Origin of the sequence: Streptomyces sp. NPDC089919 (assembly GCF_040684615.1) — a bacterium.
Taxonomy (GTDB): Bacteria; Actinomycetota; Actinomycetes; order Streptomycetales; family Streptomycetaceae; genus Streptomyces.
Genome location: NZ_JBFBGK010000024.1, coordinates 1 through 17,758, shown reverse-complemented (window position 1 = coordinate 17,758; position 17,758 = coordinate 1). Strand labels below are relative to the sequence as shown.

Annotated in this window: 14 protein-coding genes and 2 riboswitches; of the genes, 6 read left to right on the top strand and 8 right to left on the bottom strand. The window is 72.8% G+C overall.

Annotation, left to right across the window (positions count from 1 at the left end):
• Positions 1-151 precede the first annotated feature (151 nt).
• From AB0O40_RS13085 to AB0O40_RS13075, 3 genes are all read left to right on the top strand, one after another.
• The gene (locus AB0O40_RS13085; protein WP_365039365.1) at positions 152-895 is read left to right on the top strand and encodes a TetR/AcrR family transcriptional regulator; all 744 of its coding nucleotides are present in this window, start codon (positions 152-154) and stop codon (positions 893-895) included.
• Positions 896-952: 57 nt separating this feature from the next.
• Positions 953-1,107, top strand: a riboswitch (cobalamin riboswitch).
• A gap of 42 nt (positions 1,108-1,149) precedes the next feature.
• Positions 1,150-2,937: a ribonucleoside triphosphate reductase gene (locus AB0O40_RS13080; RefSeq protein ID WP_365039362.1), complete on the top strand. Its 1,788-nt coding sequence runs from the start codon at positions 1,150-1,152 to the stop codon at positions 2,935-2,937.
• A complete protein-coding gene (locus AB0O40_RS13075; RefSeq protein WP_365039359.1) occupies positions 2,934-3,524 on the top strand; it encodes an anaerobic ribonucleoside-triphosphate reductase activating protein in 591 nt (196 codons plus the stop codon). The genes AB0O40_RS13080 and AB0O40_RS13075 overlap by 4 nt, the downstream gene beginning before the upstream one ends.
• A 14-nt stretch (positions 3,525-3,538) precedes the next feature.
• Here AB0O40_RS13075 and AB0O40_RS13070 read toward each other — a convergent pair whose 3' ends face one another.
• Positions 3,539-4,942, bottom strand: a complete 1,404-nt coding sequence (locus tag AB0O40_RS13070) for a short-chain fatty acyl-CoA regulator family protein (protein WP_365039356.1) — start codon at positions 4,940-4,942, stop codon at positions 3,539-3,541.
• Between the two features lie 374 nt (positions 4,943-5,316).
• Between AB0O40_RS13070 and aceA the strand changes: the two genes are divergently transcribed.
• From aceA to AB0O40_RS13055, 3 genes are all read left to right on the top strand, one after another.
• Positions 5,317-6,603 (top strand): isocitrate lyase, encoded by a 1,287-nt coding sequence (aceA, locus tag AB0O40_RS13065; RefSeq protein ID WP_365039353.1) that lies wholly within the window; start codon positions 5,317-5,319, stop codon positions 6,601-6,603.
• A gap of 135 nt (positions 6,604-6,738) precedes the next feature.
• Entirely contained in the window at positions 6,739-8,331 is a 1,593-nt protein-coding gene (gene aceB, locus AB0O40_RS13060; protein ID WP_365039350.1) for a malate synthase A, read from the top strand.
• Positions 8,328-9,200 carry a 3-hydroxybutyryl-CoA dehydrogenase gene (locus AB0O40_RS13055; RefSeq protein ID WP_365039347.1) on the top strand — a complete coding sequence of 291 codons (873 nt, stop codon included), beginning with the start codon at positions 8,328-8,330 and terminating at the stop codon, positions 9,198-9,200. The genes aceB (AB0O40_RS13060) and AB0O40_RS13055 overlap by 4 nt, the downstream gene beginning before the upstream one ends.
• A 110-nt stretch (positions 9,201-9,310) precedes the next feature.
• Here AB0O40_RS13055 and folP read toward each other — a convergent pair whose 3' ends face one another.
• The 7 genes from folP to mmsB all read right to left on the bottom strand — a co-directional run.
• On the bottom strand, positions 9,311-10,108 hold the full coding sequence (gene folP / locus AB0O40_RS13050; RefSeq protein ID WP_365039539.1) for a dihydropteroate synthase: 798 nt from the start codon (positions 10,106-10,108) through the stop codon (positions 9,311-9,313).
• Between the two features lie 65 nt (positions 10,109-10,173).
• Entirely contained in the window at positions 10,174-11,766 is a 1,593-nt protein-coding gene (aceB, locus tag AB0O40_RS13045; protein ID WP_365039344.1) for a malate synthase A, read from the bottom strand.
• Positions 11,767-11,863: 97 nt separating this feature from the next.
• Entirely contained in the window at positions 11,864-14,188 is a 2,325-nt protein-coding gene (metE, locus tag AB0O40_RS13040; protein ID WP_365039341.1) for a 5-methyltetrahydropteroyltriglutamate--homocysteine S-methyltransferase, read from the bottom strand.
• Positions 14,189-14,355: 167 nt separating this feature from the next.
• Positions 14,356-14,581, bottom strand: a riboswitch (cobalamin riboswitch).
• A gap of 189 nt (positions 14,582-14,770) precedes the next feature.
• Positions 14,771-15,610: a CbtA family protein gene (locus tag AB0O40_RS13035; protein WP_365039338.1), complete on the bottom strand. Its 840-nt coding sequence runs from the start codon at positions 15,608-15,610 to the stop codon at positions 14,771-14,773.
• Positions 15,611-15,624: 14 nt separating this feature from the next.
• Entirely contained in the window at positions 15,625-15,852 is a 228-nt protein-coding gene (locus tag AB0O40_RS13030) for a CbtB-domain containing protein (protein WP_365039335.1), read from the bottom strand.
• A gap of 324 nt (positions 15,853-16,176) precedes the next feature.
• Entirely contained in the window at positions 16,177-16,953 is a 777-nt protein-coding gene (locus AB0O40_RS13025) for an enoyl-CoA hydratase (protein ID WP_365039332.1), read from the bottom strand.
• On the bottom strand, positions 16,950-17,758 hold an 809-nt coding region (mmsB, locus tag AB0O40_RS13020; protein WP_365039330.1), incomplete at its 5' end, for a 3-hydroxyisobutyrate dehydrogenase. The genes mmsB and AB0O40_RS13025, both read right to left, overlap by 4 nt.

The following is a 17,758-nucleotide window of genomic DNA, read 5'->3' as shown; positions in this document are numbered from 1 at the left end:
GGGTGGAACAGTCGGGCTGCCGGCCGTCGGGGCGGACCGCGTACACGGCCGTGCTCCCCATCGTCCTGACTAGATTTTTAGTCTAGATCAGGAATCTAGATTTTTGGAACCTAGACTGGGGTCCGGATTTTCCGTCACCGAAAGTGAGCCCATGCCGACGCCAGAGACCGGGTCCCGGCCCTCCGACCGCCCCCTGCCGCCGGAGGGTGCGACCGGGCCGGCCGGCGCCGGGGCGGCGGCCGCCGGCCGGTCCGGGTCCCAGACGTCGGCCCCGGCCTCGGCCGACCGGAGGCGTCAGCGCAGCGGGGACGAGGCGCGCGGGCGGGCGATGCGGGCCGCCATCGCCGTCATCGCCGAGAAGGGCACCGGGGCCGTGCGGATGTCGGACATCGCCGCCCGGGCCGGGATGAGCACCGGCCACATCCTCTACCACTTCGGCAAGAAGGACCGGCTGCTGCTGGAAGTCCTCGCCTGGAGCCAGGCGGACCTGTGGGCGCGCTTCCAGGAGGCCGCCGACCGGGCCGCGTCCCCCGCCGAGAAGCTGGACCTGTTCGTCCGCTTCTACCTGCCGCCGCACCAGGGCGACGAGCGCTACGCGCTGTGGACCCAGGTACTGGCCCAGCGCCACGACGAAGCGGGCCTGCGCGTCCTCACCGACCTGCTGGACGGCTGGGACGAGCGCCTGGCGGCCATCGTCCGGGAGGGCCGGTCGCTGGGGCAGTTCGCCGAGGTGGACCTCCCCGAGTTCACCGTCCGGTCCGTCGCCATGCTCAGCGGCCTGGCCGAGGACGTCATGCTCGGCCGGTCCCGCTGGCAGCACGCCTCCCCGCACGCCTTCGCCCTCGCCGCCCTCGAACGCGAACTGCGCCCCGCTCCGGCAGGACCGAAGTCCTGATCGTCAGGCCCAAGGTCACCACTACATGTTGGGCGGGCATTTCCATTCACTTCCGTATGTAGTGTGAACGGCGTCGGTTCGGCCTGAGCGCGCCCCTGGTGGCGCCCGGCCGAGGAAACAGGGAATCCGGTGGGAATCCGGAGCTGCCCCGCAACGGTATGGGTCCTGGAAAGGGCCCGAGTCCGATACCTGCCGGCGCCCGGTCGCACGCCCCGTGCGACGGACCATTCCGGACGCCTCGTGGGAGGGCTGACGTGACGCACATCAATGCCGTGGACTCGGTGACCGAATACCTCGACCGGAGCGACTGGCGGGTGAACGCCAACGCCAACCAGGGCTATTCGCTCGGTGGACTCATCCTCAACGTCGCGGGCAAGGTCGTCGCCAACTACTGGCTCGACCAGGTGTATCCCGAAGCCGTCGGGCGGGCGCACCGGGAGGGCGACCTGCACCTCCACGACCTCGACATGCTCTCGGGCTACTGCGCGGGCTGGTCCCTGCGCACCCTGCTGACCGAGGGGTTCAACGGCGTACCCGGCCAGATCGACTCGGCGCCGCCCCGGCACTTCTCCTCGGCGGTCGGCCAGATCGTCAATTTCCTCGGCACCCTCCAGAACGAATGGGCGGGCGCGCAGGCCTTCAGCTCCTTCGACACCTATATGGCGCCCTTCGTCCGCGCGGACGCGATGACCTACGCCGAGGTGTACCAGGGCGTCCAGGAACTGGTGCACAACCTCAACGTGCCCTCGCGCTGGGGAACGCAGACCCCTTTCACGAACCTCACCTTCGACTGGACCTGTCCGGAAGACCTGCGCGGGCAGGTCCCCGTGATCGGCGGAGAGGAGGCCGCATTCACCTACGGCGACCTCCAGGCCGAAATGGACCTGATCAACCGCGCCTACATCGAGGTCATGACGGCCGGGGACGCCACCGGCCGGGTCTTCACCTTCCCCATCCCCACCTACAACATCACGAAGGACTTCGACTGGGAGAGCGAGAACGCCACCCGGCTCTTCGGGATGACCGCGAAATACGGCCTGCCGTACTTCCAGAACTTCATCAACTCCGAGCTCGACCCCGGCATGATCCGCTCGATGTGCTGCCGCCTCCAGCTCGACCTCACCGAACTGCTCAAGCGCGGCAACGGCCTCTTCGGCAGCGCGGAACAGACTGGCTCACTGGGGGTCGTCACGATCAACTGCGCCCGGCTCGGGCACCTGCACGCCGGCGACGAGCCGGCACTCCTCGCGGCCCTCGACCGCCTGCTCGACCTGGCCCGGGACAGCCTGGAGACCAAGCGGGTGACCGTGCAGAAGCTGATCGACGACGGCCTCTTCCCGTACACCCGGCGCTACCTCGGCACCCTGCGCAACCACTTCTCCACCATCGGCGTGAACGGGATCAACGAGATGATCCGCAACTTCACGCACGACGCGCAGGACATCACCGACCCCCAGGGGCACGCCCTGGCCGTACGGCTGCTCGACCACGTACGGGCCCGGATGGTCGAGTTCCAGGAGCGGACCGGGCACCTCTACAACCTGGAGGCCACCCCCGCCGAGGGCACCACCTACCGCTTCGCCAAGGAGGACCGCCGGCGCTTCCCCGGCATCCTGCAGGCGGGCACCGCCGCGAACCCGTACTACACGAACTCCTCGCAGCTGCCCGTCGGATGGACGGACGACCCCTTCGAGGCGCTGGAGCGGCAGGACGAGCTCCAGACCAAGTACACCGGCGGCACCGTCCTCCACCTGTACATGTCCGAACGCGTCTCCACCGCCGACGCCTGCCGCAGCCTGGTGCGGCGCTCCCTGGAGCGGTTCTCCCTGCCGTACCTGACGGTGACGCCCACCTTCTCCATCTGCCCCGAGCACGGCTACCTGGCCGGCGAGCGGGCCACCTGCCCCACCTGCGCGGGACCGTGCGAGGTGTGGACCCGGGTGATGGGCTACCACCGCCCGGTGTCCTCCTTCAACATCGGCAAGAAGGGCGAGCACGCCGAGCGCACCCCCTTCGAGGAGCGGGTGGCGGTCCCGGCGTGATCCGCATCGGCGGCTGGTCCCGGCTGTCGACCTGCGACTGGCCGGGACGCCTGGTCACCACGGTCTTCTGCCAGGGCTGCCCCTGGCGCTGCGGCTACTGCCACAACCCGGCCCTGCTCGATCCGCGGACCGCACCCGCGGTCGCCTGGTCCGCCGTGACGGACCACCTCGCGCGCCGCCGGGGCCTGCTCGACGGCGTCGTCTTCTCCGGCGGCGAGCCCCTGCTCCAGCCGCGCCTCGCGGATGCGGCGCGGGCGGCCCGCGACCTCGGCTTCGGCGTGGGCCTGCACACCGGCGGCGCCTACCCCCGCCGCTTCGAGGAACTGCTGTCCGCGGGACTCCTGGACTGGGTGGGTTTCGACGTCAAGGCCCACCCCGACGCCTACGACCGGATCACCGGCACCCGCGGCGCCTTCCCGCCCGCCGGCCGCAGCCTGCGGCTGCTGCTCGACTCCGGTGTGGACCACCAGTTGCGCACCACCGTCGACCCCGCGCTGATGGACGCCGAGGCGGTCACCGCGCTCCGGACGTGGCTGGACGGTCAGGGGCTGCGCGGACACGTGTGGCAGGAGGCCCGCGCCGGGTAGCCCGCCACCCGCCGTCATCCCCTGCCCGGCGACACCGGGTAGGGGATGAAGGTGCTGCTGTTCTCGTCGACGGCGAGCGGCCGGCCCAGCGGCGGGACCGCGCGCTGCGGGCAGTCCAGGCGTTCGCACAGGCGGCAGCCCATGCCGATGGGGGTGGCGGCCGAGGCGTTGTCGAGGTCGAGGCCGTCGGAGTAGACGAGCCGGGAGGCGTGCCGGAGCTCGCAGCCGAGGCCGATGGCGAAGGTCTTGCCCGGCTCGCCCCAGCCGCCGCGGTGCCGGGTGACGGCCCGGGCGGTCCACAGGTAGCGCTGCCCGTCGGGCATGGCGGCGACCTGGACGTGGATGCGACCGGGCGCGGCGAAGGCCTCGTAGACGTTCCACAGCGGGCAGGTGCCGCCCGCGCGCGAGAAATGGAATCCGGTGGCGGACTGCCGCTTGGACATGTTCCCGGCCCGGTCGACCCGGACGAAGGAGAAGGGGACCCCGCGCAGCCTGGGCCGTTGCAGGGTGCTCAGCCGGTGGCAGACGGTCTCGTAACCCAGGCCGAAATGGTCGGTGAGCCGTTCGATGTCGTAGCGGAATTCCTCGGCGGCGGTGTGGAAGGGCCGGTACGGGAGGATCAGCGCGGCGGCGAAGTAGTTGGCGATGCCGATCCTGGCCAGGCCGTGGGCGGGGGAGCCGGCCGGGAAGTCCTCGGCGGCCAGCCGGTCCAGCTCGTCCCCGTGCTCCAGCAGCGCCAGTTGCGTGGCCATCCGGAAGGCCTGCTGGCCGGGGCGGAGCCGGCCGGACAGGTGCAGGACGCGGGTCCGGGCGTCGTAGTGGTGCAGGCGGTCGGAGTCGCCGGCGAGGCGGATCCCGTGCTGCTCGGTGAGCCGGCCGGAGAGCACCCTCACCACCTCGCCCGGCCGGACGCCGATCTCCCGGGCCAGGTCCTCCGCGGCGAGGTCGGTGTCGTGCAGGTAGTTCTGGCGTCGGTAGAAGAACTCGCGGATCTCCTCGTGCGGTGAGCGTGGCGCCGCGGGGCCGACGTCCCGGCCGTCCGCGCTGTCGGCCAGCCGCTCCGCGAGGAGTTGGCCGCGTCGGCCCAGGTCCAGCAGGACGGCGGCGACCCCCGGCATCCGGGTGGCGAGTTCGGCCAGGTCGGCGGGGGAGACCCGGGCCTCGGCCAGCTCGTTGGCCAGGGCCTCGCGCAGGTCGGCGACCAGGCGGCTGGTGTCGCGTTCCGCGAAGAAGCCGGGATCGACCCCGAAGGCCTCCGTCAGGCGCAGCAGCACCGGGACGGTGAGCGGGCGGGAGTCGTGCTCCATCTGGTTGAGGTAGCTCGGCGAGATGGCGAGCACCCGGGCCAGCTCGGCCTGGCTCATCCGGCGGTCCTCGCGCAGCCTCCGCAGCCGCGCGCCCGCGTACGTCTTGCTCACCTGGGCTCCTTGTCCTCGCCGGGCCCCAGCGTATGCGCAATACAGACCCCGGCAACCTTTGCAACCTTGGCAGAACCGGCGTGGAAGATTCGCAGAAGTTGGCATCTGTACCTCATTGATGGCACTGCGTGCCGCTGCCAGAGTCAGTTCTGCGACCGCCGGACCCGGCAGCCGAGAGGGTGAGCGCGGACCCGACTTCATGCCCTGACGTCGGAGATCACGGCGATCCCCGCTCGGCTGACCTGCGACATTGCTCAGTTCCACCCGCAGGGTCCGGCGGCCGCGCCCCCAGCTGACGGCACAGAGTGCCATCCGCTCGCCGTCGGCGGTGAGCGCATTGGCAGACGAAGCGAATCATGGAGACGGTGACGGTCATGGCAGACACGAACACGACGGCGGCCGCCGAGCAGCTCAAGCAGAAGTGGGCCACCGACCCGCGGTGGGCGGGCATCGAGCGCACCTACACCGCCGAGGAGGTGGTCCGGCTCTCCGGCAGCGTCCGCGAGGAGCACACCCTGGCCCGGCGCGGCGCCGAGCGGCTGTGGCGCCAACTCCACGACCTCGACTACGTCCACGCCCTGGGCGCGCTGACCGGCGGCCAGGCCGTCCAGCAGGTCCGCGCCGGCCTTCAGGCGATCTACCTGTCGGGCTGGCAGGTGGCCGCCGACGCCAACCAGGCCGGCCACACCTACCCCGACCAGTCGCTCTACCCGGTCAACTCCGTTCCCCAGGTGGTCCGCCGGATCAACAACGCGCTGCTGCGCGCCGACCAGATCGCCACCGCCGAGGGCGGCTCGGACACCACGGACTGGCTCGCCCCGATCGTGGCCGACGCGGAAGCCGGCTTCGGCGGCCCGCTGAACGCCTTCGAGCTCACCAAGGCGATGATCGCGGCCGGCGCCGCCGGCATCCACTACGAGGACCAGCTGGCCTCGGAGAAGAAGTGCGGCCACCTCGGCGGCAAGGTCCTGGTCCCCACCGCGCAGCACATCCGCACCCTGAACGCGGCCCGCCTGGCCGCCGACATCGCCGACACCCCGACCCTGGTCATCGCCCGCACCGACGCCCTCGCCGCGACGCTCCTGACCAGCGACGTGGACGAGCGCGACGCCGAGTTCTGCACGGGCGAGCGCACCGCCGAGGGCTTCTACCACGTCCGCAACGGCATGGCCCCGGTCATCGCCCGCGGCCTGGCCTACGCCCCGTACGCCGACCTCATCTGGGTCGAGACCGGCACCCCCGACCTCGCCCAGGCCCGCGAGTTCGCCGAGGCGATCCACGCGCAGTACCCGGACCAGATGCTGGCCTACAACTGCTCGCCCTCCTTCAACTGGAAGGCCGCCCTGGACGACGACCAGATCGCCAAGTTCCAGCGGGAGCTGGGCGCGATGGGCTACCGCTTCCAGTTCATCACCCTGGCCGGCTTCCACTCCCTCAACCACGGCATGTTCGACCTGGCCCGCGGTTACGCCGAGCACGGCATGACCGCGTACGTCGACCTCCAGGAGCGGGAGTTCGCCGCGCAGGCGCAGGGCTTCACGGCCGTCAAGCACCAGCGCGAGGTCGGCACCGGCTACTTCGACCTGGTCTCCACCGCCGTCAACCCGGCCTCCTCGACCACCGCCCTCGCGGGCTCCACCGAGGAAGAGCAGTTCCACTAGGAGCTGTCCGGCCCTGATCCGCCGGACAACCCCACCCGCCCGGCCCCCCCGGGGCCACCCGTGACAGGCCCGGGCCGGACGACCGTCTCCGTCCGGCCCGGCCCCACCCCTCGTCATCCCTCGTCAGGAGACCGCATGTCCACCACCGCCACCACGCACCGGGTCCGGGTCCTCGCGGAGCCGGGCGAGCGCCACGACGAGATCCTCACGCCGGCGGCGCTCGACTTCGTCGGCCTGCTCGCCGAGGCCTTCGCCGAGCGCCGCGAGCAGCTGCTCAAGGAGCGCCGCCGCCAGGCGATCCGGCTCGCCACCGGCTCCCCGCTGGACTTCCCGATCGCCACCGCCGCGATCCGGGCCGACCGCAGCTGGCGGGTGGCCCCGCCCGCCCCGGGCCTGGAGGACCGCCGGGTGGAGATCACCGGACCGCCCGAGCGTCGGATGGCGGTCAACGCCCTCAACTCCGGTGCTCAGGTGTGGATGGCGGACTTCGAGGACGCCACCGCCCCGACCTGGGACAACGTCATCGGCGGCCAACTGACCATGCTGGACGTGATCGAGCGCCGGATCGACTTCACCACCCCCGAGGGCAAGGAGTACCGCCTCGGCGAGCACCCCGCCACCCTCATGGTCCGCCCGCGTGGCTGGCACCTCCTGGAAGAGCACCTGGAGTTCGACGGCCGGCCCCTCCCCGCGTCGCTGGTCGACTTCGGGCTGTACTTCTTCCACTGCGCCCGGCGGCAGCTCGACGCCGGGTCCGGCCCGTACTTCTACCTTCCCAAGCTGGAGAACCGGTACGAGGCCAGGCTCTGGAACGACGTGTTCGTCCTCGCCCAGGACCTCCTCGGCATCCCGCAGGGCACCGTCCGCGCCACCGTCCTCATCGAGACGATCACCGCCGCGTTCGAGATGGAGGAGATCCTCTACGAACTGCGCGAGCACAGCGCCGGCCTCAACGCGGGCCGCTGGGACTACCTCTTCAGCCTCATCAAGACCTTCGGGCACCGCACCGACTTCCTGCTGCCGGACCGCGCCAAGGTCACCATGACCGCGCCCTTCATGCGCGCCTACACCGAACTCCTGGTCCGCACCTGCCACCGGCGCGGGGCCCACGCCATCGGGGGCATGTCCGCCCACGTCCCGGCCAAGGACCCGGAGGCGAACGACGCGGCCCTCGCCAAGGTCCGCCTCGACAAGGAGCGCGAGGCCGAGGACGGCTTCGACGGCTCCTGGGTCGCGCACCCGGGCCTGGTCCCGGTCTGCCGGCAGGTCTTCGACGGAGTCCTGGGCGACCGCCCGGACCAACTCGACCGCACCCGCGAGGACGTCCGGGTCGAGGCCCCGGACCTGCTCTCCGTACGCCGGATCAGCGGCCCGCCCACCGAACAGGGCGTGCGCACCAACATCGCCGTCGCACTGCGCTACTTCGACGCCTGGCTGCGCGGCCAGGGCGCGGTCGCCCTGGACGGCCTGATGGAGGACGCGGCGACCGCGGAGATCGCCCGCGTGCAGATCTGGCAGTGGCTGCGGCACGGCGTGCTCGACCGGGCCACCGTGCTCCGGGTCCTGGACGAGGAGGCCGCCGCCCTCGGCGCCGCGTACCCGTGGGCCGCCGTCGACGAGGTCCGCGAGCTCTTCGAGCGCACCGCCCTCACCCCCGAACTCCCGCTCTTCTTCACCCCCGACGCCTACACCCGCCACCTGGTGCGCGTGCCGGGGGCGGGAGCATGAGCGCGCACCTGCGCCGGGTCGGGATCGTGGGCGGCGGTCAGATGGGCGCCGGGATCGCCGAGGTCTGCGCCCGGGGCGGGCTCGACACGGTCGTCTGCGAGGCGGACGCCACGGCCGCCCGGGCGGCCCGGGAGCGGGTCGCGGTCTCCCTCGAACGTGCCGTACAGCGCGGCAAGTTGGATCGGATCTCGGCCGAGGACGCGCTGGCCCGGCTGGTCTTCACCGGCAGCCTGGAGGACCTGGCCGACCGGCAGCTGGTCATCGAGGCCGTCAGCGAGAACGCCGAGGTCAAGACCGAGGTCTTCGCGGCCCTGGACAAGATCGTCGAGGACCGTGGGGCGATCCTGGCGACGAACACCTCCTCCCTGCCCGTCATGCGGCTGGGCATGGCCACCGAGCGCGCCGACCGGGTGGTGGGGCTGCACTTCTTCAACCCGGTGCCCGTCCTGCCGCTGGTGGAGGTCGTCGCCTCGCTCCACACCTCCCAGGACGCCCTGGCGGCGGTGACGGCCTTCGCCCGGGACGCCCTCGGCAAGACGGTGATCCGCTCGCAGGACCGGGCCGGCTTCGTCGTCAACGCCCTCCTCGTCCCGTACCTGCTGTCGGCGATCCGGATGGCCGAGTCCGGCTTCGCCACCGCGGCCGACGTCGACGCCGGCATGGAGCTGGGCTGCGCCCACCCGATGGGCCCGCTCAAGCTCGCCGACCTCATCGGCCTGGACACCGTCGCCGCCATCGCGGAGTCGCTGTACGACGAGTTCAAGGAACCCCTCTACGCCCCGCCCCCGCTGCTGATGCGGATGGTGCAGGCCGGGCTGCTCGGCCGGAAGACCGGCCGCGGGTTCCACACCTACGACCGGGACTGCTGAGGGACCCGGTGCCGCCGCCGGGCTGAGGGGCCCGGCGGCATGCGGTGCGAAGGGGGTGCGGCGGAGTGGTGTCCGCCGCACCCCGTTCGCGTCCCCGGCCGAGGCCGCTTTCAGCGGGCCGAGGCGACCGCCAGGGCGACCCGGACCGCGTCCGCCGTGGCTCGTACGTCGTGGACGCGTACGGCCCAGGCGCCCTGATGGGCGGCGAGGGCGGAGAGCGCCGCGGTGACGGCGTCGCGGCCGTGGGCGGGCGGCGGGGTGCCGTCCGGGTCGGCCAGGACGTGGCCGAGGAACCGCTTGCGGGAGCCCGCGACCAGGACCGGCCGGCCCAGCGCGCACACCTCGGCCAGTTGCGCCACCAGCGCCAGGTCGTGCTCGGCGCGTTTGGCGAAGCCGAGTCCCGGGTCGACCACCAGGCGCTCCGGCGGGATGCCGTCGGCCACCACGGCCTCGATGCGGGCGCGCAGTTCCGCCACCACCTCGGCGATCACGTCACCGTAGGCGGCACGGCGGTTCATGCCCTCGCTGAAGCCGCGCCAGTGCATCACGACGAACGGGACCCCGCAGGCCGCGACCGCAGGGACCATGGCGGGGTCCGCGAGCCCGCCGCTGACGTCGTTGACCAGGACCGCGCCGGCGTCGACGGCCCGGGCGGCGACGGCTGCGCGCATGGTGTCCACCGAGACGCGGACGCCCTCGGCAGCCAGGTCCCGGACGACAGGGACGACCCGGCGCAGCTCCTCCGCCTCGTCCACGCGCGGGGCGCCGGGCCGGGTTGACTCGCCGCCCACGTCGACGAGGTCGGCCCCCTCGGCCACCAGGTCCAGCCCGTGCTTGACGGCGGCGCCCGCGTCGAACCACCGGCCGCCGTCGGAGAAGGAGCCGGGGGTGACGTTGACGACCCCCATGACCGCGCACCGGTCCCAGTCCGGCAGTCCCTCGACGGGAGCGGGCCGCGTGCGGCCCCGGGGACTCACGGCGCCACCCGGGTCGGCTGGACGAGGTGGCGCCGGTACGCCTCGGTGGTGAAGAAGGCGGGCAACTCCCGCGCCACCAGGGTCCGTTCCAGAAGCTCGCAGGCCTGCGGCACCAGGGCTCCCGGATCCTCCCGGGCCAGGGCCGCGGACTCGGCGTCGATCAGGCCGAACAGGTCCTCCTGCGAGATCAGACGGTGTCGCAGCCACTGCCACAGCCGCGCGCGGGCGATCTCGGCGGTGGCGGTGTCCTCCAGCAGCCCGTCGAGGGCGACGGCCCCCCGGCCGCGCAGCCACGCGTCGAAGTACCGCAGTACGACTGATACGTTCGCGCGGATCTCCCCGATTTGCGGCGGCACCGCGGAGCCGCGTACGGACAGCAGGTCCGCGGCGCGCACCCGCACCTCCTCCAGGGTGCGGTGGATCTGGTGCGGGCCGCTGCCGAGCCGGCGGTCGAACGCCTCGCGGCAGACGGGCACGAGCGCGGGGTGGGCGACCCAGGACCCGTCGAACCCGAGGCGGGCCTCGTACTCCTTGTCCGCGGCCACCCCCGCCGGCACGGCCCGGTCGGACGGGACTCCCTTGTCGGGGAGTTGGGCGGCCACGCCACCGATCGCGTGCGCGCCGCGCCGGTGGCAGGTGCGCACGAGCAGTTCGCTGTACGCCTGCATGAAGGGGGCGGTCAGGGCGATCTCGGTGCGGCCGGGCAGCAGGAACCGGGCCTGGTGTCCGAAGGTCTTGATGAGGCTGAAGAGGTAGTCCCAGCGGCCCGCGTTGAGGCCGGCGCTGTGCTCGCGCAGCTCGTAGAGGATCTCCTCCATCTCGAACCCGGCGGTGATCGTCTCGATGATGGCGGTGGCTCGGACCGAGCCGCGCGGGATGCCGAGGAGGTCCTGGGCGAGGACGAAGACGTCGTTCCAGAGCCTGGCCTCGTACCGGTTCTCCAGCTTGGGGAGGTAGAAGTACGGGCCGGAACCGAGGTCGAGCTGCCGCCGGGCGCAGTGGAAGAAGTACAGCCCGAAGTCGACCAGCGACGCGGACAGCGGCCTGCCGTCGGCCGTGAGGTGTTCCTCGTCGAGATGCCAGCCGCGGGGACGGACCATGACGGCCGGGACCTCGGCTCCCAGCCGGTACTCCCGGCCCTGCGGGGAGGTGAAGTCCACGCTCCGCCGGCACACGTCGAGCAGGGTCAGCTGGCCGCCGACGATGTTCGCCCACAGCGGGGAGGTGGCGTCCTCGAAGTCGGCCATCCACACCCGGGCGCCGGAGTTGAGGGCGCCCACGGCCGTCCTGGGAGTGGGCGGGCCGGTGATCTCCACGCGGCGGTCGGTCAGGTCCGGGGCCGGTGGGGCGGTCCGCCAGTGGGGGTCCTCGCGGACGCCCGAGGTGGCACGGGGGAAGTCCAGCCGGGAACCCGAGGCCAGCCGGTCCGCCCGGTGCCGGCGCGCGGTCAGCAACTCGCGGCGGCGGCCGGCGAAGGCCGCGTGGAGCCGGGCCAGGAAGTCGAGGGCCTCGGGGGTCAGGACCTCGTCGTGGCGGTCGCCGGGCGGACCGAGGACTTTGATCCGGTGGGGTGGTGCGTGGGTGGGCATGGTGTGCTCTCCGAAGGCGGTGGTGCTGGTGGGCCCTGGTCCCCGTAGGGGCCGGTCCGGGCGGGGCGCCGGGGCGCCCCGCCCGGACCGGCGGCCGTCAGCCCTGCTCGGCCGGGAGTTCCGCGCGGACCTCGCGGGCGGCGGCGACCAGGTGCTCCAAGGAGGCGCGGGTCTCGGGCCAACCGCGGGTCTTCAGGCCGCAGTCGGGGTTGACCCACAGCCGCTCGGCGGGGATGGCCGCCAGGCCCTTGCGCAGCAGGCCGGCGGCCTCGGCGGTGCTCGGCACGCGCGGGGAGTGGATGTCCCAGACGCCCGGACCGGCCTCGCGCGGGTAGCCGTGCCCGGCCAGCTCACCGGCGACCTGCATGTGGGAGCGGGCGGCCTCGAGGCTGATGACGTCGGCGTCGAGGTCGTCGATCGCCTGGACGATGTCCCCGAACTCGGCGTAGCACATGTGCGTGTGGACCTGGGTGTCCGGCCGGACCCCGCTGGTCGTCAGCCGGAAGGACTCGGTGGCCCACGCCAGGTACTCGGCGTGGTCGGCGGCGCGCAGCGGCAGGGTCTCGCGCAGCGCCGGCTCGTCGACCTGGATGACCGAAGTGCCCGCGGCCTCCAGGTCGTTGACCTCGTCCCGCAGGGCGAGCGCGACCTGCCGGGCGGTCTCGCCCAGCGGCTGGTCGTCGCGGACGAAGGACCAGGCGAGCATGGTGACCGGGCCGGTCAGCATCCCCTTCACCGGCTTGGCGGTGAGCGACTGGGCGTACGAGGTCCAGCGCACGGTCATCGGCTCGGGGCGGGAGATGTCCCCGGCCAGCACCGGCGGGCGCACGTAGCGGGTGCCGTACGACTGCACCCAGCCGTGCTGCGTGGCGAGGTAGCCGGTCAGCTGCTCGGCGAAGTACTGGACCATGTCGTTGCGTTCGGGCTCGCCGTGTACCAGGACGTCCAGGCCGGTCTTCTCCTGGAAGGAGATGACCTCCTCGATCTCGCCCTTGATCCGCGCCTCGTACCCGGCGGTGTCGATCCGCCCGGCCCGCAGGTCCGCACGGGCCACGCGCAGTTCGTCGGTCTGCGGGAAGGAGCCGATGGTGGTGGTGGGCAGCGCCGGCAGCCCGAGGTGGGCGCGCTGGGCTGCGGTGCGCTCGGCGTAGGGCTGGGCGCGGCGGCCGTCGGCGTCGGTGATCGCCGCCGTGCGGGCGCGTACCGCGGGGTCATGGGTGAGGGCGGAGCCGGCCCGGGAGGCGAGGTCGGCGCGGTTGGCGGCCAGTTCGGCGGCGATGGTGTCCGTGCCCTGGGCCAGGCCGCGGGCCAGGACGGCGATCTCGGTGGTCTTCTGGCGGGCGAAGGCGAGCCAGCGCCGGACCTGGGTGTCGAGGTCGCGCTCGGCCGAGGCGTCCAGCGGGACGTGCAGCAGGGAGCAGGAGGCGGCGACGTCCACCCGGTCCGCCAGGCCCAGGAGGGTGCCCAGGGTGGCGAGGGACTTCTGGTAGTCGTTGATCCAGATGTTGCGGCCGTTGACCACGCCCGCCACGAGCCGCTTGCCGGGCAGGCCGCCCACGGCCGCGAGGTCCGCGAGGTTGCCCGCGCCGCCCTCGGTGAAGTCCAGGGCCAGGCCCTCCACGGGAGAGGCCGCGAGGACCTGGAGGGCTTCCCCGAGCCGGCCGAAGTACGAGGCGACCAGCAGCTTGGAGCGGTCGGTGAGGGCGCCGAGGTCGCGGTAGGCGCGGGCCGCGGCGTTCAGTTCGGCGGGCGTACGGTCCTGCACCAGCGCCGGCTCGTCCAGCTGCACCCACTCGGCGCCGGCGGCGCGCAGGGCGGCCAGGACCTGCGCGTAGACGGGCAGCAGCCGGTCCAGCAGCGTCAGGGGCTCGAAGTCCGCGGCCACGCCCGGGGCCGGCTTGGCCAGCAGCAGGTAGGTGATCGGGCCGACCAGCACCGGGCGGGCGGCGTGGCCGAGCGCGAGGGCTTCGGTGAGCTCGGCGACCTGCTTGGCCGCGTCGGCGGTGAAGACGGTGTCGGGGCCCAGTTCGGGGACCAGGTAGTGGTAGTTGGTGTCGAACCACTTGGTCATCTCCAGGGGCGCCACGTCCTGCGTACCGCGCGCCATGGCGAAGTAGCCGTCCAGGGCGTCGGCGGCGACCGCCTCGCGGTGCCGGGCGGGGACAGCGCCGACCATGACACTGGTGTCCAGGACGTGGTCGTAGTACGAGAAATCACCGGTGGGCACTTCGTGGATGCCGGCCTCGGTGAGCTGCCGCCAGTTCGAACGGCGCAGGTCGGCGGCGGTCTCCCGGAGGGCGTCGGCACTGACGCGGCCCTTCCAGTAGCCCTCGACGGCCTTCTTCAGTTCGCGGTTGTGCCCCTGTCGGGGGTAGCCGTACACGGTGGCTCGTGCTGCCGCGGCTGCGGGCTTCGCTGTCACGGAACTCTCCTTCGCGAGATGTCTCCAGGAACATCCCGGCGACGGGACGCGGACGCGAAGGGAACGACGGAACGGGCGGCCCACGCCGCGGGACGGATGCCCGGGGTGCCGCTCGCTGTGTACGCCGACCCGCCCACGAGGTCACCGGGATATCCGCACACGGAACCGTCCGGGTGCGGGCAACGGGCAGGTCTTCGGACTCGCGGGCACGCCTGCCGGTCTCCCGGCGGGCACCTACTGGCCGTCGCTTCCCAGGACCGTTTCTCCGGTCCCAGTGCGTATGACGGCGGTCGTTCCCGCTCACCGCTGCGGGGCAGTCCCGGATTCCCACCGGGTTCCCTCTTACGACACCCCGCCTGGCGGACGGGGTGAACCAGCTGCCCGGCCAGCCTAGGGTCCCTGATCGCGTGGCGGCGAATCCCGTCCGGCATGCGGACACCGGTACGAGGTGTCCGGGGTGGTCCCGAACAGTACTCCCTTCCAGGGGCGTTGGCCCCGACCGCCCCGACGGCCCGGAGACGACCGCGGCCCCGCCACCCCTCCGAGGAGGGGCGGCGGGGCCGGCAGGGACCGCTGTGCGGGTCAGACCAGCGACGACACCGGCTGGGCGGCCGGGGCCTGGGTGCCGGCCGGGTCGGTGCGGTGGGCCAGGAGCCGCTGGGCGAGGACGCCGAAGACGACTCCGAAGACGGCCCACATGACGACCTGGACCGAGACCGAGGCCACCCGGAAGTCCCACAGCACGGCCGCGGGGAACTCCGGCTTGACGGCGTCGGTGTTGTCCGGGAGCACCAGGAACGCGAGCCCGGTGGCGACGACGAAGCCGGCGAGGGCGGTCAGCGTGGCGTTCCAGTTGCCCAGACGCGGTGCCAGCCGGCGCCCGAGGATGATCGCGCCGACCCCGAGCAGCACGCTGAGCAGGATCATCAGGAAGAACAGCGTGGTGCGCTGCCCGATGGTGTCGGGGTTGCCGACCGCCGGCGGGGTGGCCGGGTACTTCAGGAACGGCACGAAGTAGACCAGGGTGAAGGCACCGCCGGCGGTGAGCGCCGCGGTCGCCCGCGGGCTGAACCCGCCGGCCCGGCCGAGGACGAACGAGAACGCGAGGGCGGCGATGCCACCCAGCGCGACCCCGTAGACCAGGACACCGGTGGCGAGGCCGACGGTCGACTGCACGGGGCGGCTGACCAGCTCTTCCTCTTCCTCGGCGGCGGGCGCGGCGGCCGCGCCGTGACCGGCGTGGTCGTGCGCGTGGCCGGCCGCCGGGGCGGCTTCCTTGGCGGCCGAGGCCTCTTCGACGGCGATGGAGCTCCGGACCGGGGGCTCACCGACGGCGTAGGCGACGACGAAGGCGAACAGCCCGGCGATCAGGCCCGCGAGCATGCCGCGGACGAGAAGACCTCTGACAGTGGAGGCGTACATGGTGCGTGTGCCTCTCAGTGGCAGGGGAAGCCGAGCAGGTGGCGGCCGTCGTGCACCCACTCGTGCACGCCCGCGCCGGAGAACACGGAGGTGGCGCCCTGCTCGGCGCCGACGAAGTACAGGGCCACCAGCATCAGCAGACCGCCGAAGAGGGCCCAGGGCAGGACGGCCTTGACGGGCAGCGGAGCCGACGGGGAGACGGCGGGGGTGGGTATGGCAGCGGAAGCGACGGCCTCGGCCATGGTGGAACCTCCTCGGGGAACAACGCGTCCCATGTGGTGGTGCAGGACGACGGTCCTCGGGTCTGACTCGCCACGGCGCTCCCGGGGGAGCACCGCAGCACACAGTGGCGCGACCATGCCGGATTCACACCGGGCTTCCGTCTCGCCGTCGTCGCTATGTGCAGATGTCGGCGTGACGTTACAGCCCGGAACTGCGCAGGTCCAAGTGGATGAGTCCCTGATCACAGCCGGTGGCCCGCGCTGCGGGACACGACGGCGGCCGGCGGGCCGCGGTCCGGGCGCCCGGCGTCCCCGGGGGAGGTCCCCGGGGACGCCGGGCGGGGCTCAGCCGTGGGTGAAGTGCGGCGGGCGCTTGTCCACGAAGGCGGCCATGCCCTCCTTCTGGTCGGCGGTCGCGAACACGGCGTGGAACAGGCGGCGTTCGAAGCGGACGCCCTCGGCGAGGGTGGTCTCGAAGGCGCGGTTGACGACCTCCTTGGCCATCATCGCGACCGGCTTGGACATCTCGGCGACGGTCGTGGCGACGGCCAGTGCCTCGGCGAGCAGTTCGTCGGCGGGGACGATCCGGGAGACCAGTCCGGCGCGTTCGGCCTCGGCGGCGTCCATGGTGCGGCCGGTCAGGCACAGCTCCATCGCCTTGGCCTTGCCGACGGCGCGGGTCAGGCGCTGCGAGCCGCCGATGCCGGGGATGACCCCGAGCTTGATCTCGGGCTGGCCGAACTTCGCGGTGTCGGCGGCGAGCAGGATGTCGCAGAGCATGGCGAGCTCGCAGCCGCCGCCCAGGGCGTAGCCGGAGACCGCGGCCAGGGTGGGGGTGCGGACCTCGCCGAGCCGGTCCCAGGCGGTGAACCAGTCGGAGAGGTACATGTCCATGTAGCCCTGCGGACGCATCTCCTTGATGTCGGCGCCGGCGGCGAAGGCCTTCGCGGAGCCGGTGAGGACGATGCAGCCGACGTCCGGGTCCCGGTCCAGCTCCTCGGTGGCGGCCACCACCTCGGTCATGACCTGGAGGTTCAGGGCGTTGAGGGCTTCGGGCCGGTTGAGGGTGAGGAGGGCCACCCGGCCCTTGCGCTCGACCAGGATGGTCTCGTACGCGCTCATGCGGCGGGTCCGTTCTGGGGTCGGAGGGTGCGGACGATGGCGGAGAAGTCGAGGCCGGCGCCCTCGCCCTCGGCGAAGGCGGCGTACATCTCGGCGGCCTTGAGGCCCAGCGGCGCCTCGACGCCGCCGGCGCGCAGGGCGTTGGCGGCGAGGCCGAGGTCCTTGGCCATCAGCGGGGCGGCGAAGCCCGGCCGGTAGTCCCGGTTGGCGGGACTGGCCGGGACGGGCCCGGGGACGGGGCAGTTGACGGTGAGGGCCCAGCACTGGCCGGAGGCGGTGGAGGCGACGTCGTAGAGGGCCTGGTGGTCGAGCCCCAGGCTCTCGGCGAGGACGAAGGCCTCGCTGACCCCGATCATGGACACGGCGAGGATCATGTTGTTGCAGATCTTCGCGGCCTGCCCGGCGCCGGGGCCGCCGCAGTGCACGGCCTTCCTGCCCATGGCGCCGAGCAGTGGCGCGGCCGCGGCGAACTCCGCGGCCGCACCGCCCGCCATGAAGGTGAGGGTGGCCGCCGCCGCGCCCACCACCCCGCCGGACACGGGGGCGTCCAGGGCACGGTGACCGGCGGCCACCACGGCCTCGTGCGCGGCGCGGGCGTCGGCGACGTCGATGGTGGAGCAGTCGACGAACAGGGTGCCCGGCCGGGCGGCGGCCAGCAGGCCCTGCACGCCGTAGAGCGCCAGCACGTGGCGGCCGGCCGGCAGCATGGTGATCACCACGTCGGCCGCCGCGGCGGCCCGGGCAGCGGAGCCGGCCGGCTCGACCCCGGCCGCGGCGGCGCCGGCCAGCAGCTCGGGGACGAGGT

What these genes read in the sequence shown, in the direction of transcription:
- AB0O40_RS13035 (WP_365039338.1), bottom strand. Translation starts at nt 15,610, where the DNA reads ATGTACGCCTCCACTGTCAGAGGTCTTCTCGTCCGCGGCATGCTCGCG.
- AB0O40_RS13025 (WP_365039332.1), bottom strand. Translation starts at nt 16,953, where the DNA reads ATGAGCGCGTACGAGACCATCCTGGTCGAGCGCAAGGGCCGGGTGGCC.
- folP (WP_365039539.1), bottom strand. Translation starts at nt 10,108, where the DNA reads ATGGGGGTCGTCAACGTCACCCCCGGCTCCTTCTCCGACGGCGGCCGG.
- AB0O40_RS13085 (WP_365039365.1), top strand. Translation starts at nt 152, where the DNA reads ATGCCGACGCCAGAGACCGGGTCCCGGCCCTCCGACCGCCCCCTGCCG.
- AB0O40_RS13030 (WP_365039335.1), bottom strand. Translation starts at nt 15,852, where the DNA reads ATGGCCGAGGCCGTCGCTTCCGCTGCCATACCCACCCCCGCCGTCTCC.
- aceA (WP_365039353.1), top strand. Translation starts at nt 5,317, where the DNA reads ATGGCAGACACGAACACGACGGCGGCCGCCGAGCAGCTCAAGCAGAAG.
- aceB (WP_365039350.1), top strand. Translation starts at nt 6,739, where the DNA reads ATGTCCACCACCGCCACCACGCACCGGGTCCGGGTCCTCGCGGAGCCG.
- aceB (WP_365039344.1), bottom strand. Translation starts at nt 11,766, where the DNA reads ATGCCCACCCACGCACCACCCCACCGGATCAAAGTCCTCGGTCCGCCC.
- AB0O40_RS13055 (WP_365039347.1), top strand. Translation starts at nt 8,328, where the DNA reads ATGAGCGCGCACCTGCGCCGGGTCGGGATCGTGGGCGGCGGTCAGATG.